The sequence below is a fragment of the Rhodococcus sp. USK13 genome (assembly GCF_018343855.1).
GTDB lineage: Bacteria > Actinomycetota > Actinomycetes > Mycobacteriales > Mycobacteriaceae > Rhodococcus_F > Rhodococcus_F oxybenzonivorans.
On record NZ_CP069242.1, the window covers coordinates 4,677,951 to 4,692,696 of the forward strand.

At 66.4% G+C, this 14,746-nt stretch carries 13 protein-coding genes; 5 read left to right on the top strand and 8 right to left on the bottom strand.

Annotated elements, in window-relative coordinates:
- Window positions 1-16: 16 nt before the first annotated feature.
- Window positions 17-1,792, bottom strand: coding sequence for a proteasome ATPase (gene arc, locus JQT59_RS23950; RefSeq protein ID WP_159922025.1), 1,776 nt, complete (start codon window positions 1,790-1,792; stop codon window positions 17-19).
- 182 nt (window positions 1,793-1,974) lie between these two features.
- Here arc and JQT59_RS23955 point away from each other — a divergent pair, with 182 nt between their 5' ends.
- Window positions 1,975-2,490, top strand: a complete 516-nt coding sequence (locus tag JQT59_RS23955) for a WKL family lipoprotein (protein ID WP_213572272.1) — start codon at window positions 1,975-1,977, stop codon at window positions 2,488-2,490.
- A 62-nt stretch (window positions 2,491-2,552) separates the two neighbouring features.
- Here JQT59_RS23955 and JQT59_RS23960 read toward each other — a convergent pair whose 3' ends face one another.
- Window positions 2,553-3,407: a tRNA (adenine-N1)-methyltransferase gene (locus JQT59_RS23960; RefSeq protein ID WP_213572273.1), complete on the bottom strand. Its 855-nt coding sequence runs from the start codon at window positions 3,405-3,407 to the stop codon at window positions 2,553-2,555.
- A 92-nt stretch (window positions 3,408-3,499) separates the two neighbouring features.
- Between JQT59_RS23960 and JQT59_RS23965 the strand changes: the two genes are divergently transcribed.
- Together JQT59_RS23965 and JQT59_RS23970 are read left to right on the top strand one after the other, a co-directional pair.
- Window positions 3,500-4,426: a RecB family exonuclease gene (locus JQT59_RS23965; RefSeq protein ID WP_213572274.1), complete on the top strand. Its 927-nt coding sequence runs from the start codon at window positions 3,500-3,502 to the stop codon at window positions 4,424-4,426.
- Window positions 4,423-5,265 (top strand): thioesterase family protein, encoded by an 843-nt coding sequence (locus JQT59_RS23970; RefSeq protein WP_213572275.1) that lies wholly within the window; start codon window positions 4,423-4,425, stop codon window positions 5,263-5,265. Before JQT59_RS23965 ends, JQT59_RS23970 begins: the two co-directional genes overlap by 4 nt.
- A gap of 36 nt (window positions 5,266-5,301) precedes the next feature.
- On the opposite strand, the gene hisG is transcribed toward JQT59_RS23970, so the two are convergent.
- From hisG to metH, 6 genes are read right to left on the bottom strand one after another with little or no spacing between them, the layout of a single operon-like run.
- Window positions 5,302-6,153, bottom strand: coding sequence for an ATP phosphoribosyltransferase (gene hisG, locus JQT59_RS23975; protein ID WP_213572276.1), 852 nt, complete (start codon window positions 6,151-6,153; stop codon window positions 5,302-5,304).
- A gap of 53 nt (window positions 6,154-6,206) precedes the next feature.
- Window positions 6,207-6,488 (bottom strand): phosphoribosyl-ATP diphosphatase, encoded by a 282-nt coding sequence (locus JQT59_RS23980; protein WP_201453570.1) that lies wholly within the window; start codon window positions 6,486-6,488, stop codon window positions 6,207-6,209.
- Between the two features lie 25 nt (window positions 6,489-6,513).
- Entirely contained in the window at window positions 6,514-7,407 is an 894-nt protein-coding gene (locus tag JQT59_RS23985; RefSeq protein WP_213578043.1) for a pseudouridine synthase, read from the bottom strand.
- A gap of 1 nt (window position 7,408) precedes the next feature.
- Window positions 7,409-8,269 (bottom strand): oxygen-dependent tRNA uridine(34) hydroxylase TrhO, encoded by an 861-nt coding sequence (trhO, locus tag JQT59_RS23990; RefSeq protein WP_213572277.1) that lies wholly within the window; start codon window positions 8,267-8,269, stop codon window positions 7,409-7,411.
- Window positions 8,270-8,284: 15 nt separating this feature from the next.
- Window positions 8,285-8,989 (bottom strand): HAD family hydrolase, encoded by a 705-nt coding sequence (locus tag JQT59_RS23995; protein WP_213572278.1) that lies wholly within the window; start codon window positions 8,987-8,989, stop codon window positions 8,285-8,287.
- The gene (gene metH, locus JQT59_RS24000; protein ID WP_213572279.1) at window positions 8,982-12,551 is read right to left on the bottom strand and encodes a methionine synthase; all 3,570 of its coding nucleotides are present in this window, start codon (window positions 12,549-12,551) and stop codon (window positions 8,982-8,984) included. Before metH ends, JQT59_RS23995 begins: the two co-directional genes overlap by 8 nt.
- Window positions 12,552-12,602: 51 nt before the next feature.
- Here metH and JQT59_RS24005 point away from each other — a divergent pair, with 51 nt between their 5' ends.
- Window positions 12,603-13,544, top strand: a complete 942-nt coding sequence (locus JQT59_RS24005; protein ID WP_159922007.1) for a PAC2 family protein — start codon at window positions 12,603-12,605, stop codon at window positions 13,542-13,544.
- On the top strand, window positions 13,541-14,692 hold the full coding sequence (locus JQT59_RS24010) for an MFS transporter (protein ID WP_213572280.1): 1,152 nt from the start codon (window positions 13,541-13,543) through the stop codon (window positions 14,690-14,692). Before JQT59_RS24005 ends, JQT59_RS24010 begins: the two co-directional genes overlap by 4 nt.
- Window positions 14,693-14,746: the final 54 nt, after the last annotated feature.

Below are 14,746 nucleotides of genomic sequence, written 5' to 3' on the forward strand. Positions count from 1 at the left end.
CGGTATGGGCAAACCGCTACAGGTACTGGCCGGTGTTGGATTCGGTGTCGATGGCGCGGCTCGCGCTGGCGTTCTTGCCGGTGACCAACGTGCGGATGTAGACGATCCGCTCGCCCTTCTTGCCCGAAATGCGTGCCCAGTCGTCCGGGTTCGTGGTGTTCGGCAGGTCCTCGTTCTCCGAGAACTCGTCGACGATCGAATCGAACAGGTGCTGGACCCGCAGGCCGGGGGCCCCGGTGTCGAGCACCGACTTGATCGCGTACTTCTTGGCCCGGTCGACGATGTTCTGGATCATCGCACCCGAGTTGAAGTCCTTGAAGTACAGCACCTCCTTGTCACCGTTGGCATAGGTGACCTCGAGGAAGCGGTTCTCCTCACTCTCGGCGTACATGCGGTCGACGACCCGCTCGATCATCGCCCGGATGCAGGCGGTGCGGTCCCCACCGAACTCGGCCAGGTCGTCGGCGTGGACGGGCAGCGTCTCGGTCAGGTACTTGGAGAAGATGTCCTGTGCCGATTCCGCGTCGGGACGCTCGATCTTGATTTTCACGTCCAGGCGGCCCGGACGCAGGATCGCGGGGTCGATCATGTCCTCGCGGTTGGAGGCGCCGATCACGATGACGTTCTCGAGCCCCTCGACACCGTCGATCTCGCTGAGCAACTGCGGGACGACGGTGGTCTCGACGTCGGACGAGACACCCGATCCGCGGGTACGGAAGATCGAGTCCATCTCGTCGAAGAACACGATGACGGGAGTACCCTCCGAGGCCTTCTCGCGAGCCCGCTGGAAGATGAGCCGGATGTGCCGTTCCGTCTCGCCGACGAACTTGTTGAGCAGCTCGGGACCCTTGATGTTGAGGAAGAACGACTTCGCTTCCTTGCTGTCCTCACCGCGGGCCTCGGCGATCTTCTTGGCCAGCGAGTTCGCGACAGCCTTCGCGATGAGTGTCTTACCGCAGCCGGGCGGGCCGTACAGGAGCACACCCTTGGGTGGGCGGAGCGCGTACTCGTGGAAGAGGTCCTTGTGCAGGAACGGCAACTCCACCGCGTCGCGGATCTGCTCGATCTGCCGTCCGAGCCCGCCGATGTCGTCGTAGTGCACGTCCGGGACCTCTTCGAGGACGAGATCCTCGACTTCGGCCTTCGGTATCCGCTCGAACGCGTATCCGGCCTTGGTGTCGACCAGCAGAGAATCGCCGGGCCGCAACTTGCGGGTGGGTGACTCCGCGTCGTACGCGACCGACTCTCGCTCACTGTCGGCGAAGACCGCGGCGAGGGGTTCGGCCAGCCAGACGATGCGTTCCTCGTCGGCGTGACCCACCACGAGGGCGCGCTGGCCGTCGTCGAGGATCTCGCGCAGGGTGCTGATCTCGCCCACACGCTCGAAGGTGCCGGCCTCGACGATGGTGAGGGCCTCGTTGAGGCGCACGGTCTGACCGAGCTTGAGCGTCTCGGCCTCGACGTTCGGTGAGCACGTCAACCGCATCTTGCGACCGGAGGTGAACACGTCCACGGTCTGGTCGTCGTGCACTCCGAGGAGGACGCCGTATCCGCTCGGCGGCTGGCCGAGGCGATCGACTTCCTCTCGAAGAGCGATGAGCTGCTGGCGTGCTTCCTTGAGGGTGTCCATCAGCTTGGTGTTACGGATGGACAACGAGTCCACTCGCGATTCCATCTCACGGAGCTGTTCCGGCGACTCCGCGAGCTGCCTCCGCAATGCCGACGCCTCTGCGCGCAACGCCTCGAGCTCTCGTGCGGCCGCAACCGAATCGGGGTTCTCTGTCGAGCTCATGTGCGTCTCCTCCCAATGAAGATCTATCAACGCTACCGGCACCGCCCGAATTCTGCGCCGTGACACGGAATCTGCCGATTGCGAATCGGCCAACGAGAGACCCGAACCTCCAGTTCCATCATGTTAGCCTTGCCTACCTGCTGAGCAGTGTCTCTCTCTTCTGTGTAACGAAAGGGCTCGTCGTGATAATCCGCACATCGCTGATCGGCACTTCCCTCGTCGGCAGGACTGCAGTCGCCGCGGGCGCCGTCGTCCTCGCGCTCGGCTTGGCGTCGTGCTCGTCCGACGACGCCGCGGACACCACAGCGGCCACCGCCACGACGGCCTCGGCGGCCGCGGCCGCGACGTCGGCCGAGGACTCCGTGGCCGCGCCCAGCTCGGAGGAACTGCTCACCACACTGCAGGTTCTCGTCGATCCCGCACGACCGGTCGACGAGAAGACCGCCGTGGTGGTCAAGGGTGACGAGCGCCGCTCCAACATCGAGGCCATGACCACCGCCACCGCCAACTACCCGGTGTCGTTCACTGTCACGGACGTGCAGGTAGACGGTGATATTGCCACCGCGAAGGTGGCGGTGACGAGCCCGCACGGCACCGCCGCTCCCACCCCGTGGACGTGGGAGAACGTCGACGGGACCTGGAAGGTGTCGGACGAGAGCACCTGCGCGTTGCTGGGCATGGCCCGCACCGGCTGCTAGAACAGACCCGCGAGACCGTTTCCGCGGCGGCGTCCCTTCGGGCGCCGCCGCTTTCGTCGGTGTCAGCCCTTGCCGGACCTGCGCTGCGGCTTGGGGGTGACGGTGCCCTCGGCGAGGCGCCGGGCACTGACGAGGAACGCGGTGTGGCCCTGCATCCGGTGCTCGGGGCGCACCGCCAGGCCGACCACGTGCCAACCCCGCACGATCGACTCCCACGACCGGGGCTCGGTCCAGCACTCCTGGTCCCGCATCGCCTCGACGACTTTCGAGAGCTGCGTCACAGTAGCGACGTAGACGACGAGAACGCCGCCCGGAACCAGCGCCTTCGACACGGCGGGCAGGGCGTCCCACGGCGCCAGCATGTCGAGAACGACCCGATCCACCTGTCCGCCGGCCGCCTCGGGGTCGAACTCGGCGACATCGGCGATGGTCAGATCCCAGTTGTCCGGTCGTTCCCCGAAGAAGGTTTCGACGTTGCGCACCGCGTGCTCGGCGTGGTCGTCCCGCACCTCGTAGGAGATGACCCGACCCTGCGGTCCCACCGCACGGAGAAGAGAGCAGGTCAGTGCCCCGGATCCGGCGCCCGCCTCGAGCACCCGCGCACCGGGGAACACGTCACCCTCGTGCACGATCTGCGCGGCGTCCTTCGGGTAGATCACCTGGGCGCCGCGCGGCATCGACAGGATGTAGTCGACCAGCAGCGGCCGCAACGCCAGGTAGGGGGTGCCGTTGGTGGACTTGACGACACTGCCCTCGTCGGTGCCGATCAGGTCGTCGTGCAGGATGCCGCCGCGGTGGGTGTGGAACTCCTTGCCCGCCTCCAGGTTGACCGTGTAATGCCGGCCCTTGGCGTCGGTCAGCTGGACGCGATCGCCCACCCGAAACGGTCCGCTCGGTCGCGTTTCGCGTCCTACCATGTGTCAACGACTCCTCAGCCTGTTCGTTCCGGCCGTCGTACTCGCCGGCGGCCGCGACGAGACTGTCGGACCAGGCGCCTACCCTGCCAGGTGTGAGCATCTCAGAGTCGGCAGCCCCTGTGACAGAGGGTCCCCCATCACAGACGAAGGGTTCCCCATTGCAGCTCGGAGCGGGAACGGCAACCCGCAGGCGCCCCGCGCTCTCCCCCTCCCGGGCCGGCGACTTCAAGCAGTGCCCGTTGCTCTACCGGTTCCGGGCCGTCGACCGACTCCCCGAGGCGCCCTCGCGGGCGCAGGTGAAGGGCACTGTGGTGCATGCGGCGCTGGAAACCCTGTTCGGGCTACCCGCCGCCGAGCGTGTGCCCGAGCGCGCCGTCGACCTCGTCCATCCCTCGTGGGAACGGATGCTCGCCGAGACACCCGAACTGATCGACTTGGTACCCGCCGAGGAGCGTCAAGGGTTCCTCGACGAGGCCCGCTCCCTGGTCACCGCCTACTACGGTCTGGAAGATCCGACGCGGTTCGAGGCCGAGTCGTGTGAGCTGCGGGTGGAGACCGAACTTGCCGACGGGGTGTTGCTGCGCGGCTTCGTCGACCGCATCGACGTCGCGCCCACCGGCGAGGTGCGGGTGGTCGACTACAAGACGGGTCGCGCCCCGCGGGAAATGAGCGAGTCCAAGGCCCTGTTCCAGATGAAGTTCTACGCCCTGGTGCTGCTCCGGACCCGGGGGATCGTGCCCGCCCAGTTGCGCCTGCTGTACCTGGCCTCCGGCATCGTGCTCACTTACGCGCCCGACGAGGACGAACTGCTGCGATTCGAACGCACGCTCTCGGCCATCTGGAAAGCGATTCTGACAGCGGGTGCGACCGGGGACTTCCGCCCCAAGCCCAGCCGACTGTGCGACTGGTGTGACCACAAGGCCCTGTGCCCGTCGTTCGGCGGAACACCGCCGCCCTATCCGGGATGGCCTGAGGGGCCGGCCGAGGAGACACCTGCGTTCGAGGAGATCGTCGAATGAGTGCGGAGTCCTACTACGTTCCGGTCGGTTCGAAGTCGCTGAGCGCTGCAGCGTCCGATCCGGATCGGAAGGTCACCATCGAGCGGTTCGCGAGTACCGACCTGACCGTCAGCGTGTGGGCCGACACCATGCAACACGGCGCGCCCCCGTCCGCCCTCCTCCTTCGCGCGCTCGAGCGCTGCGACGCCCGAAACGACGTGCGGGTCACCCGGGTCGCCGTCGACATCCTCGGCCCCATCCCGATCGCCGAACTCGAGGTCCGCTCCTGGGTACAGCGTCCCGGGCGGCGGGTGGAGTTGGTGGTCGCGGAACTGTGGAGCACCGATACCGCCGGCCGATCGCGCGCGGTGGCCAGGGCTACCGGGTGGCGAATGGAGACCGTTGATACCGCCGCCACGGTGCACACCGCCGACACGCCTCTCCCACCGCCGGAAGCAGGCCGCGACGGTGCCGTGTGGCGTTTCCCCGCATCGGGTTACCTCGACACCCTCGACTACCGGTGGATCACCGAGATCGGCGGCGAAGGTCCCGCCGCGATGTGGGCGAAGCCGAAGCCCGCCCTCGTCCGGGGCGAGCAGATGACTCCGCTCGAGCGGTTGTTCTCCGTGGCCGATATCGCCAACGGTGTCGGTTCCAAACTCGACCCGACGCAGTGGACGTTTCTGAACACGGACCTCACGGTTCACGTGTTCCGGGTGCCGTCGGGGAGCTGGGTTGGCGTCAGCGCGGAAACCTCGATCGGCCCCGACGGGGTGGGTATGTGCGCGGGCGTGCTCTACGACCACGCCGGTGCGGTCGGGCGCATCACCCAATCCGTACAGGTCCGCGCCCGCCCCTGAGTTCGGAACGAGCGCAGACCGAAGCGGAACGCGGACTCACAGAGCCCGGCACGACCGGATGTTCGAGGCCAGAATCGCCTTGGCACCGAGTTCGGCGAGCTCGTCCATCACACCGTTGTGCCCCTTGATCGGCACCATCGCCCGCACTGCCACCCAGTTCTCGTCGGCCAGCGGCGACAGTGTCGGGGATTCCAGACCCGGGGTGATCTTCAACGCGTCGTCGAGGATCGTCTTAGGGCAGTCGTAATCGAGCATGAGGTTCTGCTGCGCGAACACGATGCCCCGCACCCGCTCCACCAACTGGTTGCGGGCCGAATTGTCGGCGGGCGAACCCGCGCGTTCGATGAGCACACCCTCGGAGTCGCAGAGGGTGTCCCCGAAGGCCACCAGGTTGTGCTGGCGCAGTGTGCGTCCCGACCCCACCACGTCGGCGATCGCGTCCGCGACACCGAGCTGAATCGAGATTTCGACCGCGCCGTCGAGGCGGATCACCGAGGCATCGATGCCTCGGGCCGACAGGTCGTCGCGCACCAGGTTGGGGTAGGACGTGGCGATCCTCAGCCCCGCGAGGTCCTCCACGGACCAATCCTTCCCGGCAGGGGCGGCGTACCGGAAGGTGGACCGGCCGAAGCCGAGTGAGAGCCGTTCGGAGACAGGTGCGCCCGAATCGCGGGCGAGGTCGCGGCCGGTGATCCCGAGGTCGAGTTCACCCGAACCGACGTAGATGGCGATGTCCTTGGGCCGCAGGAAGAAGAATTCGACCTGGTTCGACGGGTCGAGAACGGTCAGATCGCGGGAGTCGGTGCGGCGCCGGTAACCGGCTTCGCTGAGGATTTCGGCGGCGGACTCGGACAGCGAGCCCTTGTTCGGGACTGCAACGCGCAGCATGGGAGGGGTCCTTTCGGAGAAGACGCGGGGTGAGGGAAGGCTCGATCGACCGATCACAGATGTCGGTAGACGTCCTCGAGTTTCAGCCCCTTACCCACCATCAGCACCTGAACCCAGTAGAGCAGCTGGGAGATTTCCTCGGAGAGCGCGTCGTCACTCTCGTGCTCGGCGGCAATCCACACCTCACCGGCCTCTTCGAGGATCTTCTTTCCCTGCGAATGGACGCCGGCGTCCAGGGCGGCAACGGTGCCGGAGCCCTCGGGACGGGTGGCGGCGCGTTCAGTCAGCTCGGCGAACAGGGATTCGAAGGTCTTCACGAGGACCCATTGTTTCACGCCACCGCGGTCCCCTCGGAACCGGTCACCACCCGAGAGTGCGGCGACTCTCGAACCGGCGGACCCCACCCGACACCGGGTCGATGAACTCGATGGCCCGCGCGAGCAACTGCAGGGGCGAAGAGAAGTCGCCGGGCACCGAGCGGCGGAAGGTCGGGTAGTAGTTGTCGCCCTCGATCGGCAATCCCAGCGACGACATGTGCAACCGCAGCTGGTGCGTGCGACCCGTCCTGGGCAGCAGGCGGTAACGTCCGCGACCATTCCTCGACTCGAGCAGGTCGATCACGGTTTCACTGTTCGGCTCCCCCGGTTCCTCCGTTGCCGTCATCACCCCGTGTTCCTTCACGATGCGGCTGCGAACGGTGCGCGGAAAGGTCAACGCCGAAGCGGTACCGGCAAGCGCCTCATACTCTTTCGTCACCTGCCGGGAGACGAACAACTCCTGATACGGTCGACGATCCTCACGCCGGACGAGGAACACGAGCACACCCGCCGTCATCCGGTCGAGCCGGTGCGCCGGCGTCAGTTCGGGGAGGTCGAGGGCCTTACGCAGTCGTACGACCGCAGTCTCGGTGATGTGGGCGCCACGCGGGATTGTCGCGAGAAAGTGCGGTTTGTCCACCACGACGAGCCGGTCGTCGTGGTGGAGGATGTCGATGTCGAAGGGCACCGGGATCTCGGGGGCAGGATCACGGTAGAAATACACGAACCGCGTGGGCGAGTACCGTGTTCGGCGATCGACCACCCGCCCGTGTTCGTCGACCACACCACCACTGTCGATCAGCGTGAGCCAGTGCGCACTGTCGTCCGGGTAGGTCCGCAGCAGAAAGTCGGCAACGGTCTTCGTGTCGAGGTCGGCGGGCATCCGGATGCGGTCCGGTCCGAGGCCGTTACGGACGGGCAGAGGGGCGCCGGCCACGTCAGCCGACCCGACTGTCGGCGGTGCAGCCCTCACACACCAAGGCAAGCGCACGCCCCTGATTCTCGGGCAGATTTTCGTAACGGGACGTGGGATCCCCGCATACGGTGCAGGTTCCCAGAACGCTCGCCCGCTCGCTGAAGTTCACGGACATCCGCTTGTCGAAGACATACAGCGACCCTTCCCACAGGGCGCTGTCACCGAAGGCTTCGCCGTACCGGACGATGCCGCCGTCGAGTTGATACACCTCCCCGAAACCGCGCGAGCGCATCAGCGACGACAGCACCTCACAGCGCACCCCGCCTGTGCAGTACGTCACCACCGCCTTGTTCTTGAGGTGGTCGTACTTGCCGCTGTCGAGTTCGTGGACGAAGTCCCGGGTCGTCGACACATCGGGGACGACGGCCCCGCGGAATCGGCCGATCTCCGCCTCGAAGGCGTTGCGGCCGTCGAAGAACACGACGTCCTCGCCCCTACCCTCGACCAGCTCGTGCACCTCGTGTGGCGCCAGGTGGGTGCCGCCGCCCACGACCCCGGTCGTGTCGACTTTCAACTCGTCGGGCGCACCGAAGGACACGATCTCGGGCCGTACCCGGACGCTGAGCCGGGGAAAGTCGGCGCCGCGCCCATCGGACCATTTGATGTCGGCGTCGCGGAAGGGTGCGTAACTCCGGGTGCCCTTGACATACTTCTTGACGTCCCGGATGTCGCCGCCCACCGTGGCGTTGATGCCGTGCTCGGAGATCAGGATTCGGCCGGTGAGACCGTTGGCCTCGGCGAGGGTGTGCTGCCACAGCCGGATCGCTTCCGGGTCGGCGAGCGGTGTGAACACATAGAACAGCACAATCTTCGGCACAGCCACGGGAAACCAGGATACCTAAAGCTGCAGGCCGCTCAGCTGCGCTTGCGGCTGCGACCACAGCGCGCCGAGTTCTACGCCCGTGATCCCTTCGAGGCTGTCCCGGAACACTCTGCCCGGAGCCTGCGGTACGACGACCTCGCAGGGAATGACGAGCACGACGCATCCGGCGGCCTGCGCCGACGCGGCACCGGTGGGAGAGTCCTCGATGGCAAGGCACTGAGCAGGGTCCAGCCCCAGCAGTTCCGCACCTCGCAGATACGGGCCGGGGTGCGGCTTGCCGAACGGCACCTCGTCACCACACACCGAATGGTCGAAGTGCTGTCGCCCGAGGGTGTCGAGTGCGCGCTCGGTGAGACGACGCTCGGTGTTGGTCACCAGGGCTGTACTCAGGCCGTGTTCACGCACCGCCTGCAATGCCCGAAGTGCGCCGGGACGCCACGGGATGCCGTCGGCGAACAACTCTTCGACGCGGGTGAACATCCACTCCTTGGCCTCGGCGAGCAAAACCGGGTCCTGCCCGAGGCCGAGAGCGTCGAAGATGACGCCGAGCGCATCGGCACTGGACGCACCGATCGTCTTCAGCCGTGTCTCCTCGGTCATGGGACCGCCGAGGTGCAGCGACAACTCCCGCACCGCGACGTCCCACATCTTCTCCGAGTCGAGCAGCGTTCCGTCCATGTCCCACAGAACACCTGCGAGTTTGTTGCCCGCCTCAGACATTGAAGTACTTCGCCTCGGGATGGTGCAGAACGAACGCATCCGTGGACTGTTCCGGATGCAACTGCAACTCCTCGGACAACTTCACACCGATCCGCTCGGGCTCGAGCAGAGCTACCATCTTGGCCCTGTCTTCCAGGTTGGGGCACGCGCCGTAGCCGAACGAGTAGCGGGCACCGCGATACGCCAGGTCGAAGAATCCGGACACCTCCGACGGGTCTTGTTCCGCCACATTGTGTCCGCCGGGCAGCACCAGTTCCTCCCGCACGCGGCGATGCCAGTACTCGGCCAACGATTCCGTCAACTGCACACCGATGCCGTGCACCTCGAGGTAGTCGCGATACGCGTTTGCAGCGAACAGCTCGTTCGCGAAGTCCGCAATGGGCTGCCCCATGGTGACCAACTGCATCGGGAACACGTCGACCTGGCCGGTTTCCTTCGCTTCGGTCCGCGAGCGGACGAAGTCGGCGACGCAGAGAAAGCGGTCACGGTGCTGACGCGGGAACGTGAATCGGAAACGCTCGTCCGCATCGGGCTTCGGTTCGGTGAGCACCACCACGTCGTCACCCTCGGACACGGCCGGGAAGTACCCGTACACCACCGCGGCGTGCGCAAGGATGCCTTCCGTGCTCAGGCGATCGAGCCAATACCGCAGCCGTGGGCGACCTTCGGTTTCCACCAGCTCCTCATAGGTAGGACCGTCGCCGGACCGCTGTCCGCGCAGGCCCCACTGTCCGAGGAACAGGGCACGCTCGTCGAGGAGTCCCGAATACTCGGACAGCGAGACGCCCTTGACGATCCGGTTACCCCAGAAGGGCGGATTCGGGACGTCGATGTCGGTGGCCACGTCGGACCGCTCGGGCACCTCGATCGGCGTTTCGGCGGCCTTGCGTTTCTCGGCGATCCTTTTCGATCGTTCGTGGCGGGCTTTGCGCTCCGCCGCCTTCTCGCGGGCCGCGATCGCCTCCGGGCTGTCCGGATCGGGTCCGCCGCCGCGCTTGACGGCCATGATCTCGTCCATCCGATGCAGGCCCTCGAAAGCGTCCCGCGCGTAACTGACCTCACCCTCGTACACCTCGGCGAGGTCGTTCTCCACATAAGACCGGGTAAGGGCCGCTCCCCCGAGCAGCACAGGGAACTTCTCCGCGACGCCCTTGGCGTTGAGCTCCTGCAGATTGTCCTTCATCACCACGGTCGACTTCACCAGCAGACCGGACATGCCGATCACATCGGCCCGCTGCTCGATCGCGGCATCGAGAATGGTGGCGATCGGCTGCTTGATGCCCAGGTTCACGACGTCGTATCCGTTGTTGCTCAGGATGATGTCGACCAGGTTCTTGCCGATGTCGTGGACGTCGCCTTTGACCGTGGCGATGACAATGCGACCCTTGCCGTCCTCGTCGGTGGCCTCCATGTGTGGTTCGAGGTACGCCACCGCCGCCTTCATCACCTCGGCGGATTGGAGGACGAACGGCAGCTGCATCTGACCGGAGCCGAAGAGTTCGCCGACGGTCTTCATGCCCGAGAGCAGCGTCTCGTTGATGATCTCGAGCGGCGGCTTCTGCGTCATGGCCTCGGTGAGGTCCTCGTCGAGGCCGTTGCGCTCCCCGTCCACGATGCGTCGCTCGAGTCGTTCGAACAGCGGCAGAGCAGCAAGTTCCTGGGCGCGCGATTCACGCGCCGACGCCGCCGAGACACCCTCGAACAGTTGCATCAGCTTCTGCAGTGGGTCGTAACCCTCGCTGCGACGGTCGTAGACCAGGTCGAGGGCCGTTTCTCGCTGCTCGTCGGGGATGCGGGCCATCGGCAAGATCTTGGACGCGTGGACGATCGCCGTGTCGAGACCGGCCTCGGTGCACTCGTGCAGGAATACCGAGTTGAGCACCTGCCGCGCGGCCGGATTGAGACCGAACGAGATGTTCGACACACCGAGGGTGAAGTGCACCTCAGGGTGTCGCTTCTTCAGCTCCCGGATCGCCTCGATGGTCTCGATGCCGTCCCGGCGCACCTCCTCCTGACCGGTGGAGATCGGGAAGGTGAGCGCGTCGATGATGATGTCGGACTCGTCGAGACCCCAGTTGGTGGTGATGTCCTCGAGGAGTCGCTCGGCGATCCGGACCTTGTGCTCCGCGGTACGCGCCTGACCCTCCTCGTCGATGGTCAGGGCCACCACGGCGGCGCCATGTTCCTTCACCAGCCGCATGATCTTCTGGAACCGCGAATCCGGTCCGTCGCCGTCCTCGTAGTTCACGGAGTTGACGGCGCACCGACCACCGAGATGCTCGAGGCCCGCCTGCAGCACTGCGGGCTCGGTGGAGTCCAGCATGATCGGCAACGTCGACGCCGTCGCGAACCGGCTCGCCAGAGCGGCCATGTCTGCGGCACCGTCGCGGCCGACGTAGTCCACGTTGAGGTCCAGCATGTGAGCGCCGTCGCGGGTCTGGTCCTTGGCGATGTCGAGGCACTTCTGGTAGTCCTCGGCGATCATCGCCTCACGGAACGCCTTCGATCCGTTGGAGTTCGTGCGCTCGCCGATCATCAGGATGCTCGCATCCTGCTGGAACGGCACCGCGGTGTAGAGCGAGGATGTCCCCGACTCACGCACCGGGTTACGCTCGGCCTTCTCGACCAGGCGCACCGCCTCGGCCACCTGCCGGATGTGCTCCGGGGTGGTGCCGCAGCAACCACCCACCAGCGCGAGCCCGTACTCGCTGACGAACCCGCTGAGCGCCTCCGCCAGCTCCTCCGCCGTGAGCGGGTACTCGGCGCCATTTGCTCCCAGCGTCGGCAGACCGGCGTTGGGCATGACCGACACCGGCAGCGTCGAGTACTTCGACAGGTGCCGAAGGTGCTCGCTCATCTCGGCCGGACCGGTAGCGCAGTTGAGTCCGATCATGTCGATCCCGAGCGGCTCGAGGGCGGTCAGCGCGGCACCGATCTCACTGCCGAGAAGCATCGTTCCGGTGGTCTCCACGGTGACGTGCGTCATGATCGGCAGCCGGGAGCCGAGCTTGTCCATCGCCATGCGACTGCCGAGGATCGCGGCTTTCACCTGCAGAAGGTCCTGGCAGGTCTCGACGAGGATCGCATCGGCGCCCCCGTCGATCATTCCCATCGCCGCCTCGGCGTACGCGTCCCGCAGGCTCGCGAACGATGCGTGACCGAGTGTCGGCAGCTTGGTTCCCGGGCCCATCGACCCCAGCACGAACCGGCCCATGCCGTCGCGTCCCGGCCCCATCTCGTCGGCGACCTCACGTGCCAGCCGAGTACCTTTCTCGGCCAGTTCACGGATTCGGTCCTGGATGTCGTAGTCCGCCAGGTTGGGCAGGTTGCAGCCGAACGTGTTGGTTTCGACGGCGTCGGCCCCGGCCTCGAAGTACGCGCGATGAATGTCTTTCAGCACGTCGGGGCGGGTGTGGTTGAGAATTTCGTTGCAGCCCTCGAGGCCCAGGAAGTCGTCCAAGGTGAGATCTGCGGCCTGCAACATGGTGCCCATGGCGCCGTCGCCGATGACAACGCGCTGGTTCAACGCATCGAGCAGGGCAGAGTGAAATGGCGCAGACATGCCGTCCAGACTAATGGGCGCGGGGGCGGATGCTGGCCGTAGGCTGGGTGGGTGAGTTCCAGTGAGTTCCCTGTCACGCCCGCGGGCCGCGACGATGACGCCTTCGACACCGCGGATGCCGGCGCCGAAGACAACGGCGTTCCCGTGCTGCGTGACCCTGTCATGGTCGCCGCCTTCGAAGGCTGGAACGACGCCGGCGACGCCGCGAGCGGGGCCGTCGAACACCTGGAGTTGACCTGGGACGCCCAGCCGCTGGCCGAGCTGGATTCCGAGGAATACTACGACTACCAGGTCAATCGCCCTACCGTCCGGCAGGTAGACGGCGTCACCCGGGAGATCGTGTGGCCGGCCACCCGCCTGTCCGTGTGCTCTCCACCCGGCAGTGAGCGTGACGTCGTCCTTCTTCGCGGTATCGAACCGAACATGCGCTGGCGTAGCTTCTGCGAGGACCTCCTCGAGCTGATCGACCAACTCGAGATCAGCACCGTCGTCATCCTGGGTGCGCTTCTCGCGGACACGCCGCACACCCGGCCGGTCCCCGTCACCGGCAGCGCGTACAGCAGTGAGGCCGCCGAGCGGTTCAAGCTCGAGCAGACGCGATACGAGGGGCCTACCGGCATCACCGGGGTGCTGCAGGACGCCTGCGTCCGCGCCGGTGTGCCCGCGGTGTCGTTCTGGGCGGCCGTGCCCCATTACGTGTCGCAGCCACCGAACCCGAAGGCCACCGTCGCTCTGCTCCAACGCGTCGAGGATGTTCTCGACATCGAGGTTCCGCTCGGTGAGCTGCCGAGCCAAGCCGACGACTGGCAGGAAGCCGTCACGGAGATGACCGCCGACGACGAAGAGATCGGCGACTACGTCCGCTCGCTCGAGGAACGCGGCGACGCCGAGACCGACATTTCCGAGGCGATCTCGAAGATCGACGGTGACGCATTGGCGGCCGAGTTCGAGCGGTACCTCCGCCGGCGTGGGCCCGGCAGCTTCGGGCTGTGACGGAGCGCTCCCCCGAGTCGCTTCGTTCTGCACTGCAACGCCTCGCCCTTTATGGTGGTGGCTTCCTCGGACCCTTCGGCGGCGGCGTCGTCGTCTCGATCCTCCCTGAGATCGGCGATGACCTGGGTGTGGGCGCCGCAGCCGCCGCCAGTTCCCTGACGGCGTACCTGCTGCCCTTCGCGCTGGTGATGCTCGTGTCGGGAACACTGGGGGCGCGCTGGGGTCGCACTCGGACGGTGCGGGCCGCCTACGCCGTCTACCTGGTGTCGTCGCTCGCGTGCTTCCTCGCCCCCACGCTGCCGTTGTTTCTCGGCGCGCGGGTGTTGCAGGGATGCTCCAACTCGTTCACCACGCCCCTGCTGCTGGCTGCGCTCGCCGCCTCCACGCCGAAGAAGCGTCTCGGACGTGCACTCGGGATCTTCGGCGCCTTCCAAGCTGCAGGTCAGTCGAGTGCACCGCTCGTCGGCGGACTGGCCGCCGAGATCGACTGGCGGCTGTCGTTCCTCGTCATCGCCCTCGTCGCCGCGGCCTTCGGCCTCATCGGAATACCGGACGCTGCACGCGACGAACCGGGGGCCGCGCGTCCACGCCTGCGCGACGCGCTGACACTGCCGGTGCTGCGAATGGGTGTTGTCGCACTACTCGGCTGGGGCGCCCTGGGGGGACTCAGCTTTTTGGTGGCGTTCCGTGCCGAGGACGTCTTCGGCCTGAGCCCGACCCAGCGGGGCCTCCTGCTCACCGGCTTCGGAGTGGCCGGAATCCTCACTGCGCGCCTCGTCGGCGGAGTGATCGACAGGATCGGCGCACGGACGGCCGTCGTGATCGGTGCCGTTGCCGGTGCCGTGCTCATCACCGCCGCCGGCACCGTCTCACTCCTCGCCGTCGTGGCCGTGGCCTGGTTCGCGGCCGGAGCTGCGGGCCAGTTCATCCTGGTCGGCGTCAACGCTGCAGTTCTCGGGTCTTCCGGACCGAATCGGGGTGGGGCGGTATCGGTGGTCCAGGCATTGAGGTTCACGGGCAATGCGCTGGCACCCATTACTCTCACTCCCGTCTATGCGATCTCCCCGGCAGCGGGGTTTCTACTTCCTGCCGTGCTGCTCGCGGTGGCGGCTCCCCTGCTCATGCCGCGCGACAACTCCTCCGTCTGACGCAACTTCCGCGGACCCTGTGAGATGTTCCTGATTCCCATGTAACTTCCGCGC

Excerpts from the sequence above, each read along its gene's own strand:
- arc (WP_159922025.1), bottom strand. The coding sequence starts at position 1,792 with ATGAGCTCGACAGAGAACCCCGATTCGGTTGCGGCCGCACGAGAGCTC.
- JQT59_RS23960 (WP_213572273.1), bottom strand. The coding sequence starts at position 3,407 with ATGGTAGGACGCGAAACGCGACCGAGCGGACCGTTTCGGGTGGGCGAT.
- JQT59_RS23970 (WP_213572275.1), top strand. The coding sequence starts at position 4,423 with ATGAGTGCGGAGTCCTACTACGTTCCGGTCGGTTCGAAGTCGCTGAGC.
- hisG (WP_213572276.1), bottom strand. The coding sequence starts at position 6,153 with ATGCTGCGCGTTGCAGTCCCGAACAAGGGCTCGCTGTCCGAGTCCGCC.
- JQT59_RS23995 (WP_213572278.1), bottom strand. The coding sequence starts at position 8,989 with ATGTCTGAGGCGGGCAACAAACTCGCAGGTGTTCTGTGGGACATGGAC.
- metH (WP_213572279.1), bottom strand. The coding sequence starts at position 12,551 with ATGTCTGCGCCATTTCACTCTGCCCTGCTCGATGCGTTGAACCAGCGC.